15 protein-coding genes are annotated in these 18,648 nt (G+C 67.9%); 4 read left to right on the top strand and 11 right to left on the bottom strand.

The window, feature by feature from the left end; genetic code table 11:
• Nucleotides 1-4 precede the first annotated feature (4 nt).
• The 11 genes from VN11_RS12715 to VN11_RS12665 form a co-directional block, all read right to left on the bottom strand.
• Nucleotides 5-475, bottom strand: coding sequence for a DUF3613 domain-containing protein (locus tag VN11_RS12715; RefSeq protein ID WP_053450000.1), 471 nt, complete (start codon nucleotides 473-475; stop codon nucleotides 5-7).
• A complete protein-coding gene (locus tag VN11_RS12710) occupies nucleotides 472-1,353 on the bottom strand; it encodes a Flp pilus assembly protein TadD (RefSeq protein ID WP_053449999.1) in 882 nt (293 codons plus the stop codon). Before VN11_RS12710 ends, VN11_RS12715 begins: the two co-directional genes overlap by 4 nt.
• A complete protein-coding gene (locus tag VN11_RS12705; protein ID WP_053449998.1) occupies nucleotides 1,353-2,288 on the bottom strand; it encodes a type II secretion system F family protein in 936 nt (311 codons plus the stop codon). Before VN11_RS12705 ends, VN11_RS12710 begins: the two co-directional genes overlap by 1 nt.
• A 28-nt stretch (nucleotides 2,289-2,316) precedes the next feature.
• Nucleotides 2,317-3,273, bottom strand: a complete 957-nt coding sequence (locus tag VN11_RS12700; RefSeq protein WP_053449997.1) for a type II secretion system F family protein — start codon at nucleotides 3,271-3,273, stop codon at nucleotides 2,317-2,319.
• A 2-nt stretch (nucleotides 3,274-3,275) separates the two neighbouring features.
• Nucleotides 3,276-4,625, bottom strand: coding sequence for a CpaF family protein (locus VN11_RS12695; protein ID WP_053449996.1), 1,350 nt, complete (start codon nucleotides 4,623-4,625; stop codon nucleotides 3,276-3,278).
• Nucleotides 4,610-5,866, bottom strand: a complete 1,257-nt coding sequence (locus tag VN11_RS12690; protein WP_053449995.1) for an AAA family ATPase — start codon at nucleotides 5,864-5,866, stop codon at nucleotides 4,610-4,612. The genes VN11_RS12695 and VN11_RS12690 overlap by 16 nt, the downstream gene beginning before the upstream one ends.
• A gap of 27 nt (nucleotides 5,867-5,893) precedes the next feature.
• The gene (locus VN11_RS12685; RefSeq protein WP_053449994.1) at nucleotides 5,894-7,252 is read right to left on the bottom strand and encodes a type II and III secretion system protein family protein; all 1,359 of its coding nucleotides are present in this window, start codon (nucleotides 7,250-7,252) and stop codon (nucleotides 5,894-5,896) included.
• Between the two features lie 18 nt (nucleotides 7,253-7,270).
• Nucleotides 7,271-8,302: a Flp pilus assembly protein CpaB gene (gene cpaB, locus VN11_RS12680; RefSeq protein WP_053449993.1), complete on the bottom strand. Its 1,032-nt coding sequence runs from the start codon at nucleotides 8,300-8,302 to the stop codon at nucleotides 7,271-7,273.
• Nucleotides 8,303-8,325: 23 nt separating this feature from the next.
• Entirely contained in the window at nucleotides 8,326-8,802 is a 477-nt protein-coding gene (locus VN11_RS12675; RefSeq protein ID WP_053449992.1) for a TadE/TadG family type IV pilus assembly protein, read from the bottom strand.
• Nucleotides 8,799-9,344, bottom strand: coding sequence for an A24 family peptidase (locus VN11_RS12670; RefSeq protein ID WP_053449991.1), 546 nt, complete (start codon nucleotides 9,342-9,344; stop codon nucleotides 8,799-8,801). The genes VN11_RS12675 and VN11_RS12670 overlap by 4 nt, the downstream gene beginning before the upstream one ends.
• A 105-nt stretch (nucleotides 9,345-9,449) precedes the next feature.
• Nucleotides 9,450-9,638, bottom strand: coding sequence for a Flp family type IVb pilin (locus VN11_RS12665; RefSeq protein ID WP_006450700.1), 189 nt, complete (start codon nucleotides 9,636-9,638; stop codon nucleotides 9,450-9,452).
• Between the two features lie 687 nt (nucleotides 9,639-10,325).
• On the opposite strand from VN11_RS12665, the gene VN11_RS12660 reads away from it, so the two are divergent.
• The 4 genes from VN11_RS12660 (at nucleotide 10,326) to VN11_RS12645 (ending at nucleotide 18,640) form a co-directional block, all read left to right on the top strand.
• Nucleotides 10,326-11,306 carry an AraC family transcriptional regulator gene (locus tag VN11_RS12660; RefSeq protein WP_006450645.1) on the top strand — a complete coding sequence of 327 codons (981 nt, stop codon included), beginning with the start codon at nucleotides 10,326-10,328 and terminating at the stop codon, nucleotides 11,304-11,306.
• Nucleotides 11,307-11,541: 235 nt separating this feature from the next.
• Nucleotides 11,542-17,325 (top strand): ESPR-type extended signal peptide-containing protein, encoded by a 5,784-nt coding sequence (locus tag VN11_RS12655; RefSeq protein ID WP_053449990.1) that lies wholly within the window; start codon nucleotides 11,542-11,544, stop codon nucleotides 17,323-17,325.
• A 60-nt stretch (nucleotides 17,326-17,385) separates the two neighbouring features.
• Nucleotides 17,386-18,228 (top strand): OmpA family protein, encoded by an 843-nt coding sequence (locus VN11_RS12650; RefSeq protein WP_053449989.1) that lies wholly within the window; start codon nucleotides 17,386-17,388, stop codon nucleotides 18,226-18,228.
• Nucleotides 18,229-18,349: 121 nt separating this feature from the next.
• Entirely contained in the window at nucleotides 18,350-18,640 is a 291-nt protein-coding gene (locus VN11_RS12645; protein ID WP_019659952.1) for a DUF6959 family protein, read from the top strand.
• The last annotated feature ends 8 nt before the right edge of the window (nucleotides 18,641-18,648 follow it).

Genomic DNA, 18,648 nt, shown 5'->3' with positions numbered 1-18,648 from the left:
TACCTCAACGTCCGGATGAGGATGTTCCCTTGGACTTGCCGACATCGGTTTCAAAGAAATCGGGAATCTCGTGCTGGAAGCTCTTCAGGTAGCGCGCGTAGCTCAGGGTGGCCTGGTCACCGAGGATCGGCAGGCGCGCGCCGGCCTGCTGTCCCGAGGCCTGCAGCTGGAACAGGCTGCGCGTGGCGTCGCCGATCTCGCTGCGGCGTACCGGGGGTGCAGGTGCGGCCGCTGTGCTGGCGAGGTCGTAGGCAGGGGGTGATGCGGGTGCTGGTACGGGCGCACGAGCCTCGGGCGCGGACACGTCGACCGTTGCCAGCGTTTCGGACTGCAGCGGTTGCGCTGCGGTTGCCGCGGGACGGGCACCGCCGAGCATCTGCCCGGTCAGCGGCTGTTGCTGTGCCTGGGCAGCTGTCGCCAGCAGCAGGCCGCTCAGCGCGGGCAACAGGCGACGGGTCAGGAGCGGCTTGATCATGGCGTGTTCCCGGTGGGCTGGTCTTGGGTGCTGAAGCGTTCGAGCATCGAAGGTGGCAGGCGCTGCGGATCCCGCGCATCGCGGATGTCGCGGCGCGCTTCGGCGGCCAGCCGGGCTGCGGCCTGCGAGCGGGCCGGCGGGCCGGCAACCGCGCGGGGGGCTGCCACCTCGCGTGCCGCTGCTGCCGCCTGGCGCTGCTGCAGGCGTGCGCGGATCTGCTCGGCCTGCTGCTGGATGCCGCGGCGGCTGTCTTCGTTGAGGTTGGCCTGCTGGGCCAGGCGCTCGGCCGTGGCGGTGTCCCCACGCAGCACCGCCCACAGTGCAAGGTTGGCCGTCGCCTTGGCATTGCCGGGTGACAGCTCGAGCGCCTTTGCCAGCGGCTCACGGGCCTGGTCGAACTGTCCTGCACGCAGCCGCGCGTAGCCCAGATCGCCGAGGTAGTCGGTGTTCAGCGGTTCCAGTTGGGTGGCCCGGGCCAGAGACTGCTCGCTGCCGGCGTCGTCATCGCGATGCGCGGCGATCAGGCCCAGGCCATGTGCGGCGGCGGCCGCCTGCGGCCCCGTGGACAGTTCACGGTAGAGCGCGATGGCCGCGTCGGCCTGCCCGGTCTCGCGCAGGGCGTCGGCCTGCAGCAGCCGCAGCGCCGGGCGATCACCGTAGCGCTGGCGGAATGCATCGACGTGGGCCAGCGAGGCATACCAGGCGCCCTGCTGCTGCATGCGCGCGATCAGTTCCAGGTAGGCGTTGCGGCTGTCCTGTGGTGCCGGTTCGGGCGCGGCCAGGCTGGGCGCGCGCAGGTACTTCGGCGTGGTCGACGCGCAGCCACTGGCGACGGCGGCAAGGGCGAACAGCAGGCAGGCGGTGCGAAGGGCGGGCATCAGGTCGTTCCCATCGAGGACATGGTGGCGGCCAGCGCAACCAGCGCCGGGCCGGCAAGAACCAGCATCAGCGCTGGCAGCAGGGTCAGCATCATCACTACCGTCATCTTCACCGAAAGCTTGCCGACCTTTTCCTTCAGCGAGTTGCGGCGCTGCTCGCGCAGGCGGATGCTGAACTGGCGCAGTGGCTCCTGCACCGCGCCACCGTGTGCATGCACCTGCAGGATCAGTTGCACCAGGCTGCTCAGGTCGTCGTCACCGTAGACGTCACTCAGGCGGCGCAGCGATTGCGCGCGGGTGCGCCCGTGGGTGTAGGCCACGTTGGCTTCCTGCAGTTCACCGCCGAGGATCGGCAGCGCATCACGCAGCTTGTCGCCCAGCGTCTGCAGGCTCTGGTCCATGCTGAATCCCACCCCCTGCAGCAGGCGCAGCAGGTCGATCAGCAACGGCAGCTCGTTCTCGACTGCACGGCGGCGACGCTTGACCCAGGCAGACAGGGCGAACTTGGGCAGCAGCAGGCCCGCGGCCAGTGCACCGATCACCACCATGATCTTCGCCAGCCCGGTCGCTTCGCTGAAGGCCAGCGCAAGGGCCAGTACCAGCAGCGCGAGCAGCAGGCGGACGCCGAGATAGATGGCGGTGCCGCGGCGCGTGTTCCAGCCGGCCAGATCCAGCAGCAGGCGATCCTCGTTGGCCAGCAGCGCGGCTTCCAGGCGGCCACCACTGAGCGCGCGACCGAAGCGCTCCAGCCAGCCCAGCGAGTCGCGGCCCGTGGCTTCCACTTCGCGCGCCTCGTCACGCGGCTGCAGAGCGGTCTTGAGCGTGGCCGACGTGCGCTGTTCACGATGGCTGCGGACCCAACCGGCAAACCCGAGCAGGGCCACGCCCGCGGCCAGCACCAGCAGTGAAAGCGCAAACCAGGTACTTGCACTCATCGGGCTTCTCCAGGGGGGCTGCGATGGCTCATAGCGATTTGGCCAGTCGATACAGCAGGAAAGCGCCCACCAGCTCCAGGCCCAACGCGATCAGCAGGACCTTGTGGCCGAGCGGCTCGTGCAGCACGGGCTGGAAGAAGTCGGGGCTGGCGATGGCCATCAGCACGGCGCTGGCTGGCGGCAGCAGGCCCAGCACCCAGGCCGACATCCGCGTTTCCGAGGTGGTCGCCGCCAGCTCCTGCTGCGCCTGTTCCAGGTCGCGCATGAAGTCGCCCATGCGCTGCAGGATCTGGTCGGAGCGGCCGCCGATGCGCACGCTGACGCCGATCACCACCGACAGCACCTTCAGTACATCCATGCGATAGGGCTGCGCGGCGAGTGACAACGCGCGATCCAGATCCATGCCGCTGCGGGCATAGCGCACCGTGGTGTCTAGCAGGCCGCGCAGCGGCGGGCTGGTCTGCATCGACGCAACCTGGAACGCCGCCTGCAGGCTGTTGCCCAGCGCGGTCAGGCGCACCAGGTTGTCGAGGAAATCGGGCAGCTGGTGCAGCAGCTGCGCGCGCAGCCGGGTGGTCCGGCGCATGATCCACAGCCAGCAACCGAGCGCGTACAGCAGCAGGGTCAGCGGGAACATCCACGCAGTGCCCAGCCGCAGCATGGCCGTCAGTGACAGCACCAGCCCCGGCACCAGCAGCATCACCGGAAGTTTCCAGCCCGGTTGCAGGCCCGCACGTTGCAGCAGTCCATTCCAGGGCAGCGGCCTGCGCCCGCTGCTGGCAGGCCGTGCAGGCTCGTTGGCGGCGGCACTGGCGATGCTGGCCGATGGCGAAGGGGCTGTATTGCCACGCGCCAGCTGCTGCTCGGCATGCTGCAGCGAAGCCTGGCGCTGCTCGCGGGTGCTGGCCGTGCCCCACAGCCATGCCGCCAGCGCAAGCAGCACGGAGATGATGCTCAGCACGCCCAGCAGCAGACCGGTGCCCATGCTCAATAGTCTCCGTACAGCGATTCGCGCAGCAGCTGGCGGAACGGTTCCAGCTTGTGCGAGTGGGGCTGGAAGCCCAGGCCGACCCAGCGGTCGATCTCCCGGCCGTTTGCGTCGATCTGCAGTTCGTGCCGGAACATCTCCTGGGTGGTGATCAGGTTGTCGCTGACGCCGGTGATTTCCGTGATCGAGACCAGCACGCGGCGGCCGCTGCCCAGTCGCGAGATCTGCACGATGAAGTCGATCGCACTGGCAATCTGCCGGCGAAGGCTGTCTTCGCTGCCCTGGAAGCCGGCGAAACCTGCCAGCATCTCGATGCGGTACAGGCAATCACGCGGTGAATTGGCATGGATGGTCGCCATCGAGCCGTCGTGGCCGGTGTTCATCGCCTGCAGCATTTCCAGCACCTCGGCGCCTCGGACTTCGCCGACCACGATGCGGTCCGGCCGCATGCGCAGGCTGTTGCGCACCAGGTCGCGGATGCTCACCGCACCATGGCCTTCGGCGCCGCCGATACGGCTTTCCAGACGCACCACGTGCGGGTGGTTGAGCGACAGTTCGGCAGTGTCCTCGACGGTGATCACGCGCTCATTGGGCGGCACGTAGCTGGCCAGAGCGTTCAGCAGCGAAGTCTTGCCGGAGCTGGTTCCGCCCGACACCAGGATGTTGCAGCGGCCCAGCACCATCGCTTTCAGCAGCGCCTGCATCGGCGCGTCGAAGGTGCCTTTGGCCAGCAGCTCGTCAGGCGTGAACGGGTCCTTGCGGAACTTGCGGATGGAGACCATCGGTCCATCCACCGCCAGCGGCGAGATGATCGCGTTGAGTCGCCCGCCATTGGGCAGGCGCGCATCGACCATCGGGTTGGAGTCATCCAGGCGGCGCCCCAATGGTGCGAGGATGCGCCGCAGGATCCGCAACAGGTGGGTATCGTCGGTGAAGCGCTGCGTGGCGCGCTTGAGCTGGCCACCCTGCGAGACGTGCACGTCCTTGAAGCCGTTGATCAGGATGTCTTCGATCGACGGATCATGCAGCAGGTCGTCGAGCGGGCCGAAGCCGGTCAGCTCCTTGACCAGCCCTTCTGCGACCACCTGCATTTCTTCTTCATTGATCGGGATGCGCCATTCCTGGATGAAGCCCACCGTCTGCACCTGCACCCAGCGTGCGATGGTATCCGGCGCCCAGGAATCGATGTCGATGCGCTCGTCCTCGATGCTGTTGAGCAGGTGCTCATGCGCGGCCGACAGCACCTTCTGGTACTGCTCGGTCTGCGCGAACGGCAGGTGGCCCGGCGGGTTGTCGGGCAGCACCGGGCGGGTGGCGGCATGCGGGAACGGGGTTACCTTGTCTTCCATTGCGATCCACCCAGGGCAAGGGAGAGTCTTTCCCGCAGTCCCTGTGCCTGCACCGGGCATGCAGCCGGGTCCAGGCGCGAAACGAGCGGGGCGAGGGCACGCAGGTAGGGGTCGCGCGGTGCGTCCTGCAGCAGCAGGTGGCCCTGGCTGGCAGCGAGGCGCACGCGTGGACGTTCGGGCAAGGTGGCCAGCAGCGGCACCTCGAAGCGGCGCGCGATCTGTTCGGGGCTCATGCCGCTGCTGTCGTCGTGGCGATTGATCACCAGCTGCAGCCGCTTCTCGCGTTCGCGCTGACCCGCCAGATGCTTCAGCGCCTGGTCGAGCGACACCAGGGTAGCGATCGAGGCGTCGGTGACCAGCCAGATTTCGTCGGCCTGGTCCAGCAGCAGCGGCGGCAACTGCCGCAGCGGGCAACCACCGGCATCGCACAGAACACTGGCGAACACGGCGCGCAGGCGCTGCAGCAGTGCACCCGGATCGGAGGGCGGCACCGCGTCACTGCCACCGGCCCGATCAAGCAGCACCAGTCCGGAATCATGGCGGGCCATGGCGGTGCGGGCGAGGGTGGCATCGATGCGGCTGGCGTTGCGCAACGCGTCTTCGTAGTGGAAGCGGCTGTCGAGGTTGAGGTACAGCGCGAGATCGCCGGACGGCTGTGCCAGCTCCATCAGCAGGCCATCCTGCTGCAACGCTTCGCCCTGGGCGAGAGTGCGGGTCTGCTGCGCGAGCACTGACAGGTGCGCGGCCAGGGTGCTGGTGCCGACCCCGGCACGCACGCCCAGCAGCACGATCAGGCGAGCCTTGTGCGCCAGTTGTGGCGAGGCCGTCGGTCGCGGTGACAGCGCGCGTCGCAACGCGGCTTCGATGCCGGCGTTGTCGCTGTCCAGGTCCAGCACGTCGCGCAGGCCGGCGCGCAGCGCGATCACCACGCCTTCGACCTGGCCGGCACTGGTAGCGCCGACCGCGACCAGCACCAGGTCCGGCTGTGTCTGCTGCAGCTGCTGGGCCAGTGCGCTGGAGGCGGCCGCGTGTTCGGGGCGGAAATCGAGCAGCACCAGGCTCTGGCCCCCGCGTTGAAGGTCCTGTGCGGAGGTCGGCGCGTTGCTGTCCTGCCAGTGCAGGGTCGTGGTCGGCGGCAACTTGGCAGCCAGCCGGGGCAGCAGTTCGCGATCCATTCCGTACAGGACCAGGTTCATCGGTGGTCCCTGTGGATGCAGTGGCTGGGCGGTGGCGTAGGGCATGGTCGTGGTATCGCAGGCATCATGGAATCAGCGTGAGAAGCCGGGCACCGGGTCCTGGCTGATCGGGCCGAGCAGCCACGAGCCCCATTCGGGCAGGTTCGGCTTGGCTTCGCGTGCGCCGGGCAGCGGTAGTTCGGTGTTGCGCGCAAGCGGCTGCACCAGCCGCGGCGTGACGATGATCACCAGTTCCTTGTCCTGACGCTTGTAGTCGAAATTGCGGAAGAACGAGCCGATGATCGGCAGGTCACCGAGCAGCGGAATCTTGTTGACGCTGGACACCACGTTGGAGCTGACCAGGCCGCCGATGACGAAGCTCTCGCCGTCACCCAGTTCAACCGTGGTGTCGGCCCGGCGGGTGGTGATCGAAGGGATCTGCACACCATTGAGGGCAATCGAATTGCTGTAGTCCAGGTCGCTGGCTTCCGGCGCGACCTTCAGTGCGATGCGGTTCGGTGCCAGCACGGTCGGGGTCACGGTCAGCCCGATGCCGAACGGCTTGTAGGTGATGGTGGTGGTGCCCAGGCCCTGCGGTTCCAGGATCGGCAGTTCGCCACCGGCCAGGAAACTGGCGCTCTGTCCGGACAAGGCGACCAGGGTGGGCTCGGCCAGCACGCGGGCCATGCCGTTGCTCTGCAGCAGGTCGACATCGGCATTCCACAGGCCCTTGGTGGAACCGAACACCAGGCGGAACGCCGAGGAAATCGGTGAAGTGGACTCGTTGCCCGATTCGCCTTCCTTCATGCCGGGCAGGATGCCGGTGTTGCCGGGCAGCTGGCCGCCGGGACGGGCGATGCCATAGGCGAAGCTGCCGTTGCGGTTCTGGAAGCTGATGCCGATCTGCTTCAGGGCGGTCTTGTTGAACTCCACCACCTTGACCTCGACCTGGACCACGCCACCGCTGCTGACCGTCGACGCGTCGGCGAGCTGGCCCTCTTTGCCAAGTGCCATCGCCGCAGTCTGCTGTTCCTGCATGTGCGCAAGCACGCTGTCCGTGCTTCCCTGCAGCAGGCCCTGTTGGCCCTGCTGGGTGAACAGCAGGCCGCTCGTGCCGGTGCTCGCCGCGCCCTGCACAGCGCTCTGCACGCGCACCTGCACGCGCTGTGGCTCGGCCTGCTTGCGGTGCCACAGCAGCAGTGTGGTGGTGCCGGGCGCCTTGCCCACCAGCAGCGCCTGGCGCTGGCCGCGCAGCATCACGATGTCGGCGACACCAGGGTCGGCGATGGCCACGCGCTCGAGGTCGGCGGGCAGGCTCCATGGGCGCTGCTCACGGGCCTGCAGCACCAGATCGTCGGCGGCCACGCTCGTTGCCGGTGCCAGCAGCACCAGCATCAGGGCCAGCCAGCGCTGGCGAGGGGAGGGGCGTGGAGACAGTCGGCGTTGGGTCATGGATGCACTCGGGGCAGGTCAGAGGGAACCACGGGGAGCGGAGCTGTCACCCCGGATGATTTCAATGCCGGAGGCGCGTGGCGCACCGTGGCGGACGGCCGGTGCGCGCGGCGGCGCCTGCGGGTTGACGCGGGTCGGGGCGGCGCCACGCCCGGCCAGCGCATCGCCGTCAATGCCTGCGAAGGCGTGGTTCTCGGGTCGCTGCAGGGCCACCTGCTGCTCTGCATCCAGTCCGCGCAGCGGATCGATCACGCCCCGCGCCTGCGGGAACAGGGCAAGGTCGGGCAGGCCGGTATCGGCCGGATTGCGCAGCGCCAGGAACAGCTTGCCCTGCTGGGCGCCCAGCAGCAGCCGGTTGGCGTCCGCCACCGGTACCGCCAGTACCGCGCTGCGCGCCGGCTGGCGGGTCTCGTCGCTGGCGCCATGGCTGCTGCCGGTGATGTCCGCGGCGCGTGCGTCGTTGCGTTCGCTGCCATCGGTGCTGGCGGCGGTATCGCCCGGGTTCGGCGCGATATCCTGCTGGCCATAGCTCAGCACGCGCAGGCGCGACAGCAGCAGGCGCGCCTGTGCGGCCTCGCCCGGGCCCCCGGCGCTGGGCTGGGCGGTGCGCAGGTTGAGGAACACATCGACGAAATCGCCGGGGAGGATGCGATTGCCCGCGCCGACCAGTTCATCGACCGGCACCGCCAGTGCGCGCTCACCGGGCCGCAGCTGCAGCGAGAAGCCCTGCGCGAGGGCCGAGGAGCTGATCGCGCTGCCTTCAGCAATGTCCTGGACCGGAACCTTGCCGACCACGGTGGAAATGCTGGTCGCGGCGCCGGCGACCGGCGTGGTGCGCTGGGCCAGTCGCAGCCCATTGGCGGTGATCGGCTCGCCGGCCGGCAGCCGGGCGACGGCTTCGACCACCGTGATGGCCTGCGGGTCCGCGCTGGCAACCGGCGCCACATGTACCGGCGCGTCGGGCTTGCGGCCGATCATCAGTGCAATCACGGCCAGCAGCACGGCCAGGCCGATCAGGGCGACGGCGGCAATGCGGGTCAACTTGAGCATGGAACCGTCTCCTGTACCAATCGTCAGGTGCCGCTGCCGAGGTCGAGCTGGGCGACCGCGACGCTGCGGATGGGAGCCCGCATCACCCACCCGTAGAGGGTGGCGGTGCCGGGCAGGAAGGGGTGGCCGGCATAGTCGTAGCTGACCGTGACGGTGATGCACTGCGCGGCGGGCAGCCCTGCACACGGCGCGGGCGCGGCGACCACGATGGCATTGCTGCCGCCCGCGCTGCAGTCCACGTCCTGCTTGGAGAACTGCAGCAGCCACTGCATTGAAGTGCGTGCTGCGACACAGGCCGCGGTGCGGCGCTGGGCGTTGGTGCCGTAGCGCAGGGAGGCGCGTGCTCCCTCTGCGGATGCGGTCGCCAGCGTCTGCTGTGCGGCCATGATCATCACCCCGGTGAAAGTGAACAGCAGCAGCGGCAGCAGGCCGAGCATCAGCATCAGTGCGAATTCGATGCTGGCCACGCCGCGTTGCCGGCGAGGGCTGCGAGTGTTCATGAAACACCTCCGTAGACCTGGATGATGATCCAGCCGATGGCCGACAGCGCCAGATAGGCGGCGTAGGGAATGCCGTGGCGTCCCTGCCGTGCGCTCTGCAGTTCGCGCAGGGCAGGATGTGACTGCCACTGCGAGCTGGCCCGGGTCATCTGCAGCTGCAGGCCGGCCGGCAGCATGGGGCCGAGGCGACGCGAGGCCAGCACCACCAGCGCATGAAGCCCGGCGGCGAGGCTGGCGACCACCCAGATCGGCAGCAGTGCCTCCAATCCCAGCAGCAGGCCCAGCACCGCAAAGAACTTCACGTCGCCCGCGCCCATCCAGCGCACGGCGTAGAACGGAAGCAATGCGACCAGGCCCAGCGCCGCGCCGGCGACGTGGGAGCCCCACGGCAGGCGCGGCGTACTGAACTGGCCAGCGATCAACAGCGGTACAGCCAGCGCGCACGCGGCAAGCAGCCAGGCGTTGGGCACCCGGCGGGCATACAGATCGCTGATCGCGATCCGCAGGCACATGCCGATGGCCAACAATCCCAGCAGTGTCATCGCACACTCCGTCGCCCGATACCGGGCTGTCCCTGGAAACTCCCCGACCTTGCTTCCGGTAGTTTCACTATTACCGGTGTTTGGATCGGTCCATATCCGCCGCGTTTACTTCGGCGCCGTGGTGGCGTCCTTGGCGATATCCTGCAGGTGCTCGAACAGCGTGGTGAAAAACGCGCTGATCTGGGTGCGGCCGACCGCGATCAGGACACCGGCAATGACCGCCGCCAGCAATCCATATTCAAGCGCGGTGACACCATCTTCTTCCTTCAGGAACGTGCGGATCGATGCGTTCATGGTGATTTTCTCCCTCTACCTGTCTGCTGCAGGACACCTGTTGGGCGGTGGCCCGGCTCCGCCGGGATCGTCCGTGGACCCCCGCGCGTCCTGGCGGGGGAGGCACGACGGGGTGTGCCCGCCGTGCTCAAGCAGGGGGATCGGCCCAGGGGAAAACGCCGGCCGCGCGCCGTCCACCGCGCGACGCTGCGCCGCTGGTCGGAATGTCGTGCAATACGGCCATGGTCATGTGCTCCCCCAGGGTGCGGCCGCGTTGAAGTGGCCGGATCACCGTGTTATCGACTTTGCCTGAATGGCGGTTCGCTGCAACTGGAACCTATATGCAAATTCGGCAGAAACCCGCTGATGCTTAAACTTTCAGTCTGGTTCTGTGACGCAAATCCGTTCGCGGGCAAAACGATTCACTGACGTGCAGATAATGTGATGCCCTTTCGATCGCATGCGAGAACCGTGCCAGTCGCGGCCACATTTTCTTCACCTGTGTATCTATTTTCTTCAATGCAGGCTGCGGGTTTACCCAAGTAGATTATCGGGCATACTCGCCTTCAGGTTGTGGCAATTCCCGGGCCGGTTGCATGGCATTGGCTGCTTCCATTCCGGCAACGACGGATGTTCGTGGAAAGGTGTGGCCCTGTCAGGCAGTGGGGGCCGCAGCGTGTGACGGATCAATGGGGGGATGACACTGTCATGGTCGATGGTGGGGTAGGAGACAGCGACGACAGCGGCCTGCGATCAATCGATCTGGCGACGCTGAGCGGTGTACTTCGGGTGTGCGATGTCGAACTGCTGCTGCTCGATGGTAATGGGCCGCGGGCGGCATTCGCTTCGCGCGTACACGAGGAAGCCCTGTTCTGCAGCATCAGCTGCGGATTCCATTGCCGCGGCCGCTTCATGCTGCCACCGGACTGGGCGATGCTCGGATACCTGCACGCGACCGACGAGACACTGAGCTGGTGCCACGGCATACCGCTGACGCCCGGAATGGCATTGACGGTGATGCCTGAGGGCATCAGCGAGTTCACGCTGAGCCCAGGTACGCACCTGACCCTGATGCTGGTGCCGGTTGCGCGTGTACAGCGCAAGCTGACCGAGCTGAGCCTGCGCAGCACGCCGCCGGCCGGACAGGCATTGTCGCTTTTCAACCTGTCCAGCGAATCGGCGCCGCTTGCGCGTCATTATCAGCAGTTGCATGTCCAGCTGGGGCAGGGCGGCAACCTGGAGCCAGAAGAGGCAGAGCGCTTGCTGCACGAGCATGTACAGGCGCTGCTCGGGGCCGGTGCTGCCGATCGGCCCGGCTGCAGCCGCGCGCGGCGAACGCATTATCTGATCGCGCAGCGCGCGGAGAACTTCATGCGGCTCAACCTGCGCCGCAATATCTACATGAATGAGATATGCGACGCGGCCGGGGTCAGCGAGCGTGGCCTGCGCTACGCCTTCGAAGACCTGTTCGGCACATCGCCCAACCGCTATCTGTCGATGCTGCGGCTGTGCGCGGCCTGCCGCAGCCTGTCGATGGCGGATTCCAGCCGGCGCTCGGTGAAAGCGATCGCGCTCAGCTGCGGGCTCTGGGACCTCTCCCGCTTCGCCGACAACTACCGCAAGGTATTCGGCGAACTGCCCCGCGATACCCTGATGCGCGCCCCGGCGCAGATTGGCCAGCCGGCCTGAATCAAGCGGCACAAGGGTTTTTCCGCGGTTTCTGCCGGAATTGCACATCCGCTTGCCGATATGGTTGCCGCTTCTGCATAACCGGCTGCCGATTCCGGTCGTGGATTTGCCGGAATGCGCGATTGCCGTGCCGGAATGAAGTGCGCCGTGGCTTCCGCCCGCGCTGAAATGTCAGTCACCTGCCTAGCGGCAAGTCCACTGACATTCCAGTTGTTCGCCTACGGGGGAAATGCTCATGAACCGCATCTACCGGCGTGTATGGAACCGCCAGCTCAATGCTCTGGTTGTGGCCTCGGAACTCGCCACGGGCGACAGCGGTGGCACCGCTGCCCGTGATCCGCGCAGTGTCCTGCTGGTGCCGACCGCCCTGGCCCTTGCCCTGCTGTGTGCGCTGGCCAGCGGGCACGCGGGGGCATCCGAATCGAATCAATCGCTGCGTGACCTGCAGGCGCTTGCAGCCAAGTACACGCAGCCGATGCCGGTCAAGGTTGATGCCGAAGTTGCATTGGCAGCTGCCGCGCGACAGGCGCAGAGCAGCCCGGCGATCAGCGCGGATGCGCGCGTTGGCCTGCAGCTGAGCACGGCGTCGCTGCCGGTGGTGCGTGATGTGCTGCCGGCCACCGTACAGGTGAAGCTGGCGGCCGGCAGCACGCCGAAGCAGGTTGCGGTACCGGGTCTTGCGGCGGATGTGCGCGCCAGCGTAGGCCTGGGCAATGCTGCGGTACGGGGCGCGCAGGTGGATGCATCGCTGGCTGCACAGGTTGCGCCGGCGGCGCAGGCGCCGCTGGGCATTGCCGCAGACGCACGCGCCAAGGCCAAGGTCGGTCTTGCGGGCGCGCAGGTGGCGTCGATCGACAGCAGTGCCAAGGCTGCGGCCGGCGTCAGTGCTGCGTCGGCGGGAGGCCTGCCAGGCCTGAAGGCAGCGGCTGATGGTGCGCTGGAGTCGAAGCTGAAGGTGGCGGGCCACCAGATCGACGCTCAAGGCCAGGCCAGGGCGACGGCAGCGGTCACGCTGCCTGCCAAGGAAGAGGTGCCGGGAGAAACCCATGACCGCGCGATCACCGCGGCTTTCGATACCGGCGTAGCCAGCAAGGTGCGCGTGCAGGCGCCGGATGGGCAGGAAGTGGTGGCAGATCGCAATCTCAAGCTGGCGGGCCAGGCAACCGTAGCGGCGCAGAACAGTGCGCTGGGTATGGGGGGCCTGGTCGGCGGTGTGGTGGGCGCCGCTGGGAATGCTGTCGGTGGTGCATTGAATGGCACGGTTGGCACGGTCGGGAGCGCGGTTGGCGGCGCGCTGAACGGTACGGTCGGCAGCGTCGGTAGCGCAGTAGGCGGCACGCTCAACAACACCGTAGGCGCCGTGGGTGGTGCATTGAACGGCGCGGTCGGTACGGTCGGTAGCGCAGTCGGTGGTGCGCTCAACGGCACGGTCGGCAACGTGGGCGGTGCGGTGGGCGGCACGCTCAACAACACCGTAGGCGCCGTGGGTGGTGCATTGAACGGCGCGGTCGGTACGGTCGGTAGCGCAGTCGGTGGTGCGCTCAACGGCACGGTCGGCAACGTGGGCGGTGCGGTGGGCGGCACGCTCAACAACACCGTAGGCGCCGTGGGTGGTGCATTGAACGGCGCGGTCGGTACGGTCGGTAGCGCAGTCGGTGGTGCGCTCAACGGCACGGTCGGCAGCGTGGGCGGGGCCCTGGGTGGCACGCTCAACAACACCGTGGGCGCCGTGGGTGGTGCATTGAACGGCGCGGTCGGCACAGTCGGCGCGGTGGGCGGCGCCGTCGGTGGTGCGCTCAACGGCACAGTCGGCAGCGTGGGCGGTGCCCTGGGCGGCACGCTCAACAACACCGTGGGAGCTGTGAGTGGTGCATTGAACGGCGCGGTCGGCACAGTCGGCGCGGTGAGCGGCGCCGTCGGTGGTGCCCTCAACGGCACGGTTGGCAACGTAGGCGGTGCGGTGGGTGGCACGCTCAACAACACCGTGGGGGCCGTGGGCGGCGCATTGAACGGTGCTGTCGGTACGGTCGGCGGCGCTCTCAACGGCACGGTTGGCAACGTAGGCGGTGCGGTGGGCGGCACGCTCAACAACACCGTGGGCGCCGTGGGTGGTGCATTGAACGGCGCGGTCGGCACAGTCGGCGCGGTGGGCGGCGCCGTCGGTGGTGCCCTCAACGGCACGGTCGGCAACGTGGGCGGTGCGGTGGGCGGCACGCTCAACAACACCGTAGGCGCCGTGGGTGGCGCACTGAATGGCACCGTGGGCACGGTCGGTGGAGCCGTTGGCGGCGCCCTCAATGGCACGGTCGGTACCGTAGGCAGTGCAGTCGGCACCGTTGGCAGCACCGTCGGTGGCGTGCTGAACGGCGCCACTGGCGGCGGCACCGGTGGCCTGGGCGGGGTGCTGGGCAACACGCTTGGCAACGTCGGCAGCGCCGTGGGCAACCTGCTCAATGGCAATCTCAATGGCACCCTCGGCAATCTGGGCAGCGCCGTGGGTGGCCTGGTCGGTGGCACGCTCGGCGGCCTCGGCCTGACCAAACCCTCCGCGATTCCGCCGACCAGTCCGAAGGCGCCGGCTGCCGCCGACCCCAATGCCGGCCTGATCATCGGCACCGGCGGCCTGGTCGGTAATGTTGGCCAGCTGATCGGTCCGACCACCACCAGCCTGTTCGGTGGCAACGGCTACCTGAGCAACGGCAACCTCAAGCTCAGCAATGCCAACGTGATGCAGACCTATTCGACGGTCAACGTGCTGGGGCTGCCGGTGGTCAACCTGTCGCCGGTCGGCAGCACGCTCAATGGCCTGGGCGGTGCGGTTACCGGTGGCAGCTCGCACCTGACCCTGATCGGTGGCGTTACCTCCGACAGCTACATCTACAACATCAACAACGGCAATCCCGGCGGTCTGCTTGGCCTGCTGCTGCCTAAGGATTCGCCGGCATGGGCGGCCAAGTGCCTCGACATCGCCCTGGCCGACATCTCCTGCTGGGCGGTCAATGCCGCACAGGATTACCAGGTGCTGATGGGTGACGGCGCCTTTGCCAACGGTTCCAAGGAAGTGGTGATCGGTGCCAACGCCCGCCACGAACTGCCGAAGGTGGATGCCAATGTCGCCTTCCCCGGTGCCGGCACCAACGATCCGAGCAACCCGACCGGGGTACCGACGGCTGACTATGCCGCGCGCATGGGCCACTCGGTGATCGTCGGTGACAGCGCCGTCGGCACCGCCAATGGACAGACCCTGCTGGGCGCGGAGGCCACCTCGAACCAGGCCAACTCGGTCGCACTGGGCTACCGTTCGGCTGCACTGCGCGGTGCGCAGGCCAGCTACAGCGCCTATGGCCTCACCGCGCCGCAGGTCTCGGCCGGTGAAGTGTCGGTGGGTACGGCTGGCGGCGGCGAGCGCCAGATCACCAATCTCGCCGCGGGTAGCGCCAACACCGATGCGGTCAACGTGGCCCAGCTGAAGGGCGCGATCAGCCTGATCAACGGCGTGGCCGATGTCGCGGTGACCTACGATCTGGACGGTGCCGGCAACCCGAACTATCGCCGGGTCACGCTGGGCGCAGGCACCGGTACCACCACCATCGGCAACCTTGCCGGCGGCGCGGTCACTGCCGGCAGCCTGGAGGCGGTCAACGGCGGACAGCTGGCAGGCACCAATGCGGCCATCGCCAGCTTCTTCGGTGGTCGTGCGGCCTTCGATCCGGCCACGGGCGCCTTCACCGCGCCGCTGTTCGAGATCAGCACCATCTCCACCGGTGGTGCCATCGCCAAGGGCCTCTATACCAACGCCACCGATGCCTTTGCAGCGGTCGATGGATCGCTGGTCAACCTCAACACGCAGATCACCGATATCCGCAACGGCGGCACCAAGTACCTGCGGGTCAATTCGACCGGTACCGAAGCCGTGGCCAGCGGCACCGACTCGATCGCGGTCGGTACCAACGCCCGTGCAACTGCTGCCAACAGCATCGCCGTCGGTGCCGGCAGCCTGGCTGACCGCGCCAACAGCGTGTCGATCGGCGCGGCGGGTGCGGAGCGCCAGGTCACCAACATGGCGGCCGGCACCGCCGCCACCGATGCGGTCAACGTTGGACAGCTGCAGGCAGCCGCGGCCGGCGCGCTGCGCTACGACCTCAACGGCGACGGCAGCGTGAACTATGCCAGTGCCACGCTGGGCCAGGGCGGTACCGCCACCACGCTGCGCAACCTCGGCCCGGGCCAGGTGAGTGCCACCAGCAGCGAGGCGATCAACGGTGCCCAGCTGTTCGCTGCCAACCAGGCCGTGGCCACCCACCTGGGCGGCGGCGCAGCGGTGAACGCCAGCGGTGTGCTGACCGCACCGACCTACTCGATCAACAACATCGCCGCCAACGGCACCATCACCAAGGGCAGCTACAACGACGTCGGCACCGCGTTCGACGCGGTCAGCAATTCGCTGGCCAACGTGGCCGACCAGACCGGCGAGATCGACAAGCTGGCGGTGAAGTACGACGTCGATGGCAGTGGCAACGTGATCAACAGTGTCTCGCTGAAGGGCACCGGCACCGGAGCGGTGAAGGTGACCAACGTCGCCGCAGGCAGCATCCTGGCCGGCAGCAGCGATGCCATCACCGGCGACCAGCTGTTCAGCACCCACAGCACCATCGCCAGCTACTTCGGTGGCAACACCGCCTTCAACGGCACCACCAACGTGTGGACCGCACCGAAGTTCAGCATCTCCAGCATCGCCACCGATGGCAGCTTCACCAGCGGCGACTACAACAACGTCACCGCGGCTTTCAACGCGGTGGACGGTTCGCTGAAGGTCCTCAACCAGCGCATCACCAACGGGGGTGGTGGCAGTGCCTACCTGGCGGTGAACTCGACGGCGGCGGCTGCCACGGCGGCCGGTGCCGAAGCGGTGGCGGTCGGCCCGCAGGCCAGTGCCGCAGGTGCCAACAGCGTGGCGGTCGGCAACGGCGCCAGCAGCAGTGCCGGCAACAGCGTCGCGCTGGGTGCCGGCTCGGTGGCCAGCGTCGGCGCGCAGAGCGGTTACACCGGCGCCTACGGGCAGACCGGTGCCAGCAACTCGGCCGGTGAAGTGTCGGTTGGCAGCAGCGGCAGCGAACGCAAGATCACCCACGTTGCCGACGGCTCCGACGACCACGATGCGACCAATGTCGGCCAGCTGAAGAATGGCGTGAACTACGCCATCGACCAGTCCAAGTCCTACACCGACCAGAAGATCAAGAACATCACCAACGTGGCCGGCAGCTTCCGTGCCAACAACACCAACAACCTGGCCGACCCGTCCGCCAGTGGTGCCAACTCGGCCGCCGGTGGTGCAGGCTCGACCGCCGCCGGTGCCAATTCGACCGCGCTGGGCAACGGTTCGCAGGCTCAGGCCGACAACTCGGTGGCACTGGGTGCGGGTTCGGTGGCGAACCGGGCCAACACGGTGTCGGTCGGTGCCGCCGGTGCCGAGCGCCAGGTGGTCAACGTGGCCGACGGCTCGCAGGCCACCGATGCGGTCAACGTGCGCCAGCTGCAGGCCTCGCAGCAGGGCACGATCCGCTACGACACCACGGTCAACGGTGCCACCAACTACAACAGCGTCACCCTGGGCAGCACCGGCAGCGGCCCGACCACCGTCCGCAATGTTGCGGCCGGTACCGCGGGCACCGATGCGGTCAACGTGGACCAGCTGAAGTCGGGCATGGCGCAGACCCTGGACTGGTCGAAGGCCTACACCGACGAGCGCATGGGCGGCTTCGAGCGCGACCTGCGCAAGACCGACAACCGCGCCTCGGCCGGTATCGCCTCGGCGATGGCCACTGCGGCGCTGCCGCAGCCCAGCGAAGCCGGCCGCAGCATGGCTTCGATCGCCGCCGGCAGCTACAACGGCGAATCGGGCGTGGCGCTGGGCATCTCCGGTGTCTCCGAAGGCGGGCGCTGGATCTACAAGTTCAGTGGTTCCACCAACAGCCGTGGCGAGGCCGGTGTGGCCGTCGGTGCCGGCATCCAGTGGTGATCGCCGCCGCCGGGCCGCAACGCGGCCCGGCGGCGCGGAAACGTCAACAGGGGGAATGACATGAAACAGCATCGCATCGCCCGGGCCGGCCACGTTGCCGCGACACTGGGCCTGATCCTGGGAATCGGCCTGCTGGCCGCCTGTCGCAGCCATGCGCCGGCCGCCGATGGCCCCGCCGAAGCCACCGCCGTGCATTTCCCGGAGGCATCGAAAGCCTCGCTGAAGGAAGGCACCTATCCCGACGTCGCCGATCTGCGCCGCTTTGCGCCGGGGATGAGCAAGCGCCAGCTTTACACCCTGCTGGGCACGCCGCACTTCAACGAAGGCATGTGGGGCGTGCGTGAATGGAACTACCTGTTCAACTTCCGGACCGCGCAGGGCGCGGAGTACTTCACCTGCCAGTTCCAGGTGCGCTTCGACGGCAAGGGCATTGCCCAGGCCGGGTACTGGAAGCCGGAATCGTGCGCGGCCGTGCTCGACCCACCGCGTCCGCCCGCGCCGCCGGCACCGCCACCGGCGCCATTGCCGGAACAACCGTTGCGGCTGTCTGCCGACGCACTGTTCGGTTTCGACAGCGCCGTGCTCAGCGCCGAAGGCCAGCAGGCGGTGCAGGGCATCCTGGCGCAGGTGCGCGAGGCGGCGCAGGTGCAGTCGATCCGGGTGACCGGGTACACCGACCGCATCGGCAGCGCCAGCTACAACCAGGCGTTGTCGCAGCGCCGCGCCGACGCCGTGCGCAACGCACTGGTGCAGGGTGGGGTGCCTGCCGGCAGCATCAGTGCCGAAGGCCGCGGGGCCGCCGAGCCGATCGTGCAGTGCGAGCAGCGCAACCGCCGCGAGCTGATTGCCTGCCTGGCACCGAATCGGCGGGTGCAGATCGCCGGGATGGCCCATCCGCGCTGAGATTCCTGCGCCGGGGCATGACCCCGGCATTCCGAGTCCCCCCTGACCGTCGGCAGGACGTGGCAACGTCTCCCCCGTCATCCACGCCTGCCGGCGGCTCAGGTTTTCCATGGTGCACGCGATGAATGCCCAATTCCTGCCTCTTTCCATGAAGACGGAAACCACACTGAGTGTGTACGGCCAGCTCGGCAACCACGCCGTGGTGCGTATTCCCGGGCGGCGGCTGCCGGGGTTGATCCTGCAGGCCGATACCGTGGCGGGGTTCCTGGCCCAGCTGCAGGAAGCCCAGGCCTGCCTGCGCAGCGGCCGCGCACAGCGCACCGATGCCGAGCTCGACATGCTGATCGACGTTCTGCAGCAGTGGTACGCGCTCATCGAATCGCGCCTGGCCGATGCCGGCGAGGCGTTGTAGGTAAAAGG

This window comes from Stenotrophomonas maltophilia, from assembly GCF_001274595.1.
Classification (GTDB): Bacteria; Pseudomonadota; Gammaproteobacteria; order Xanthomonadales; family Xanthomonadaceae; genus Stenotrophomonas; species Stenotrophomonas forensis.
The sequence above is the reverse complement of the archived record's forward strand: the minus strand, read 5'-3'. Positions and strand labels throughout refer to the sequence as shown.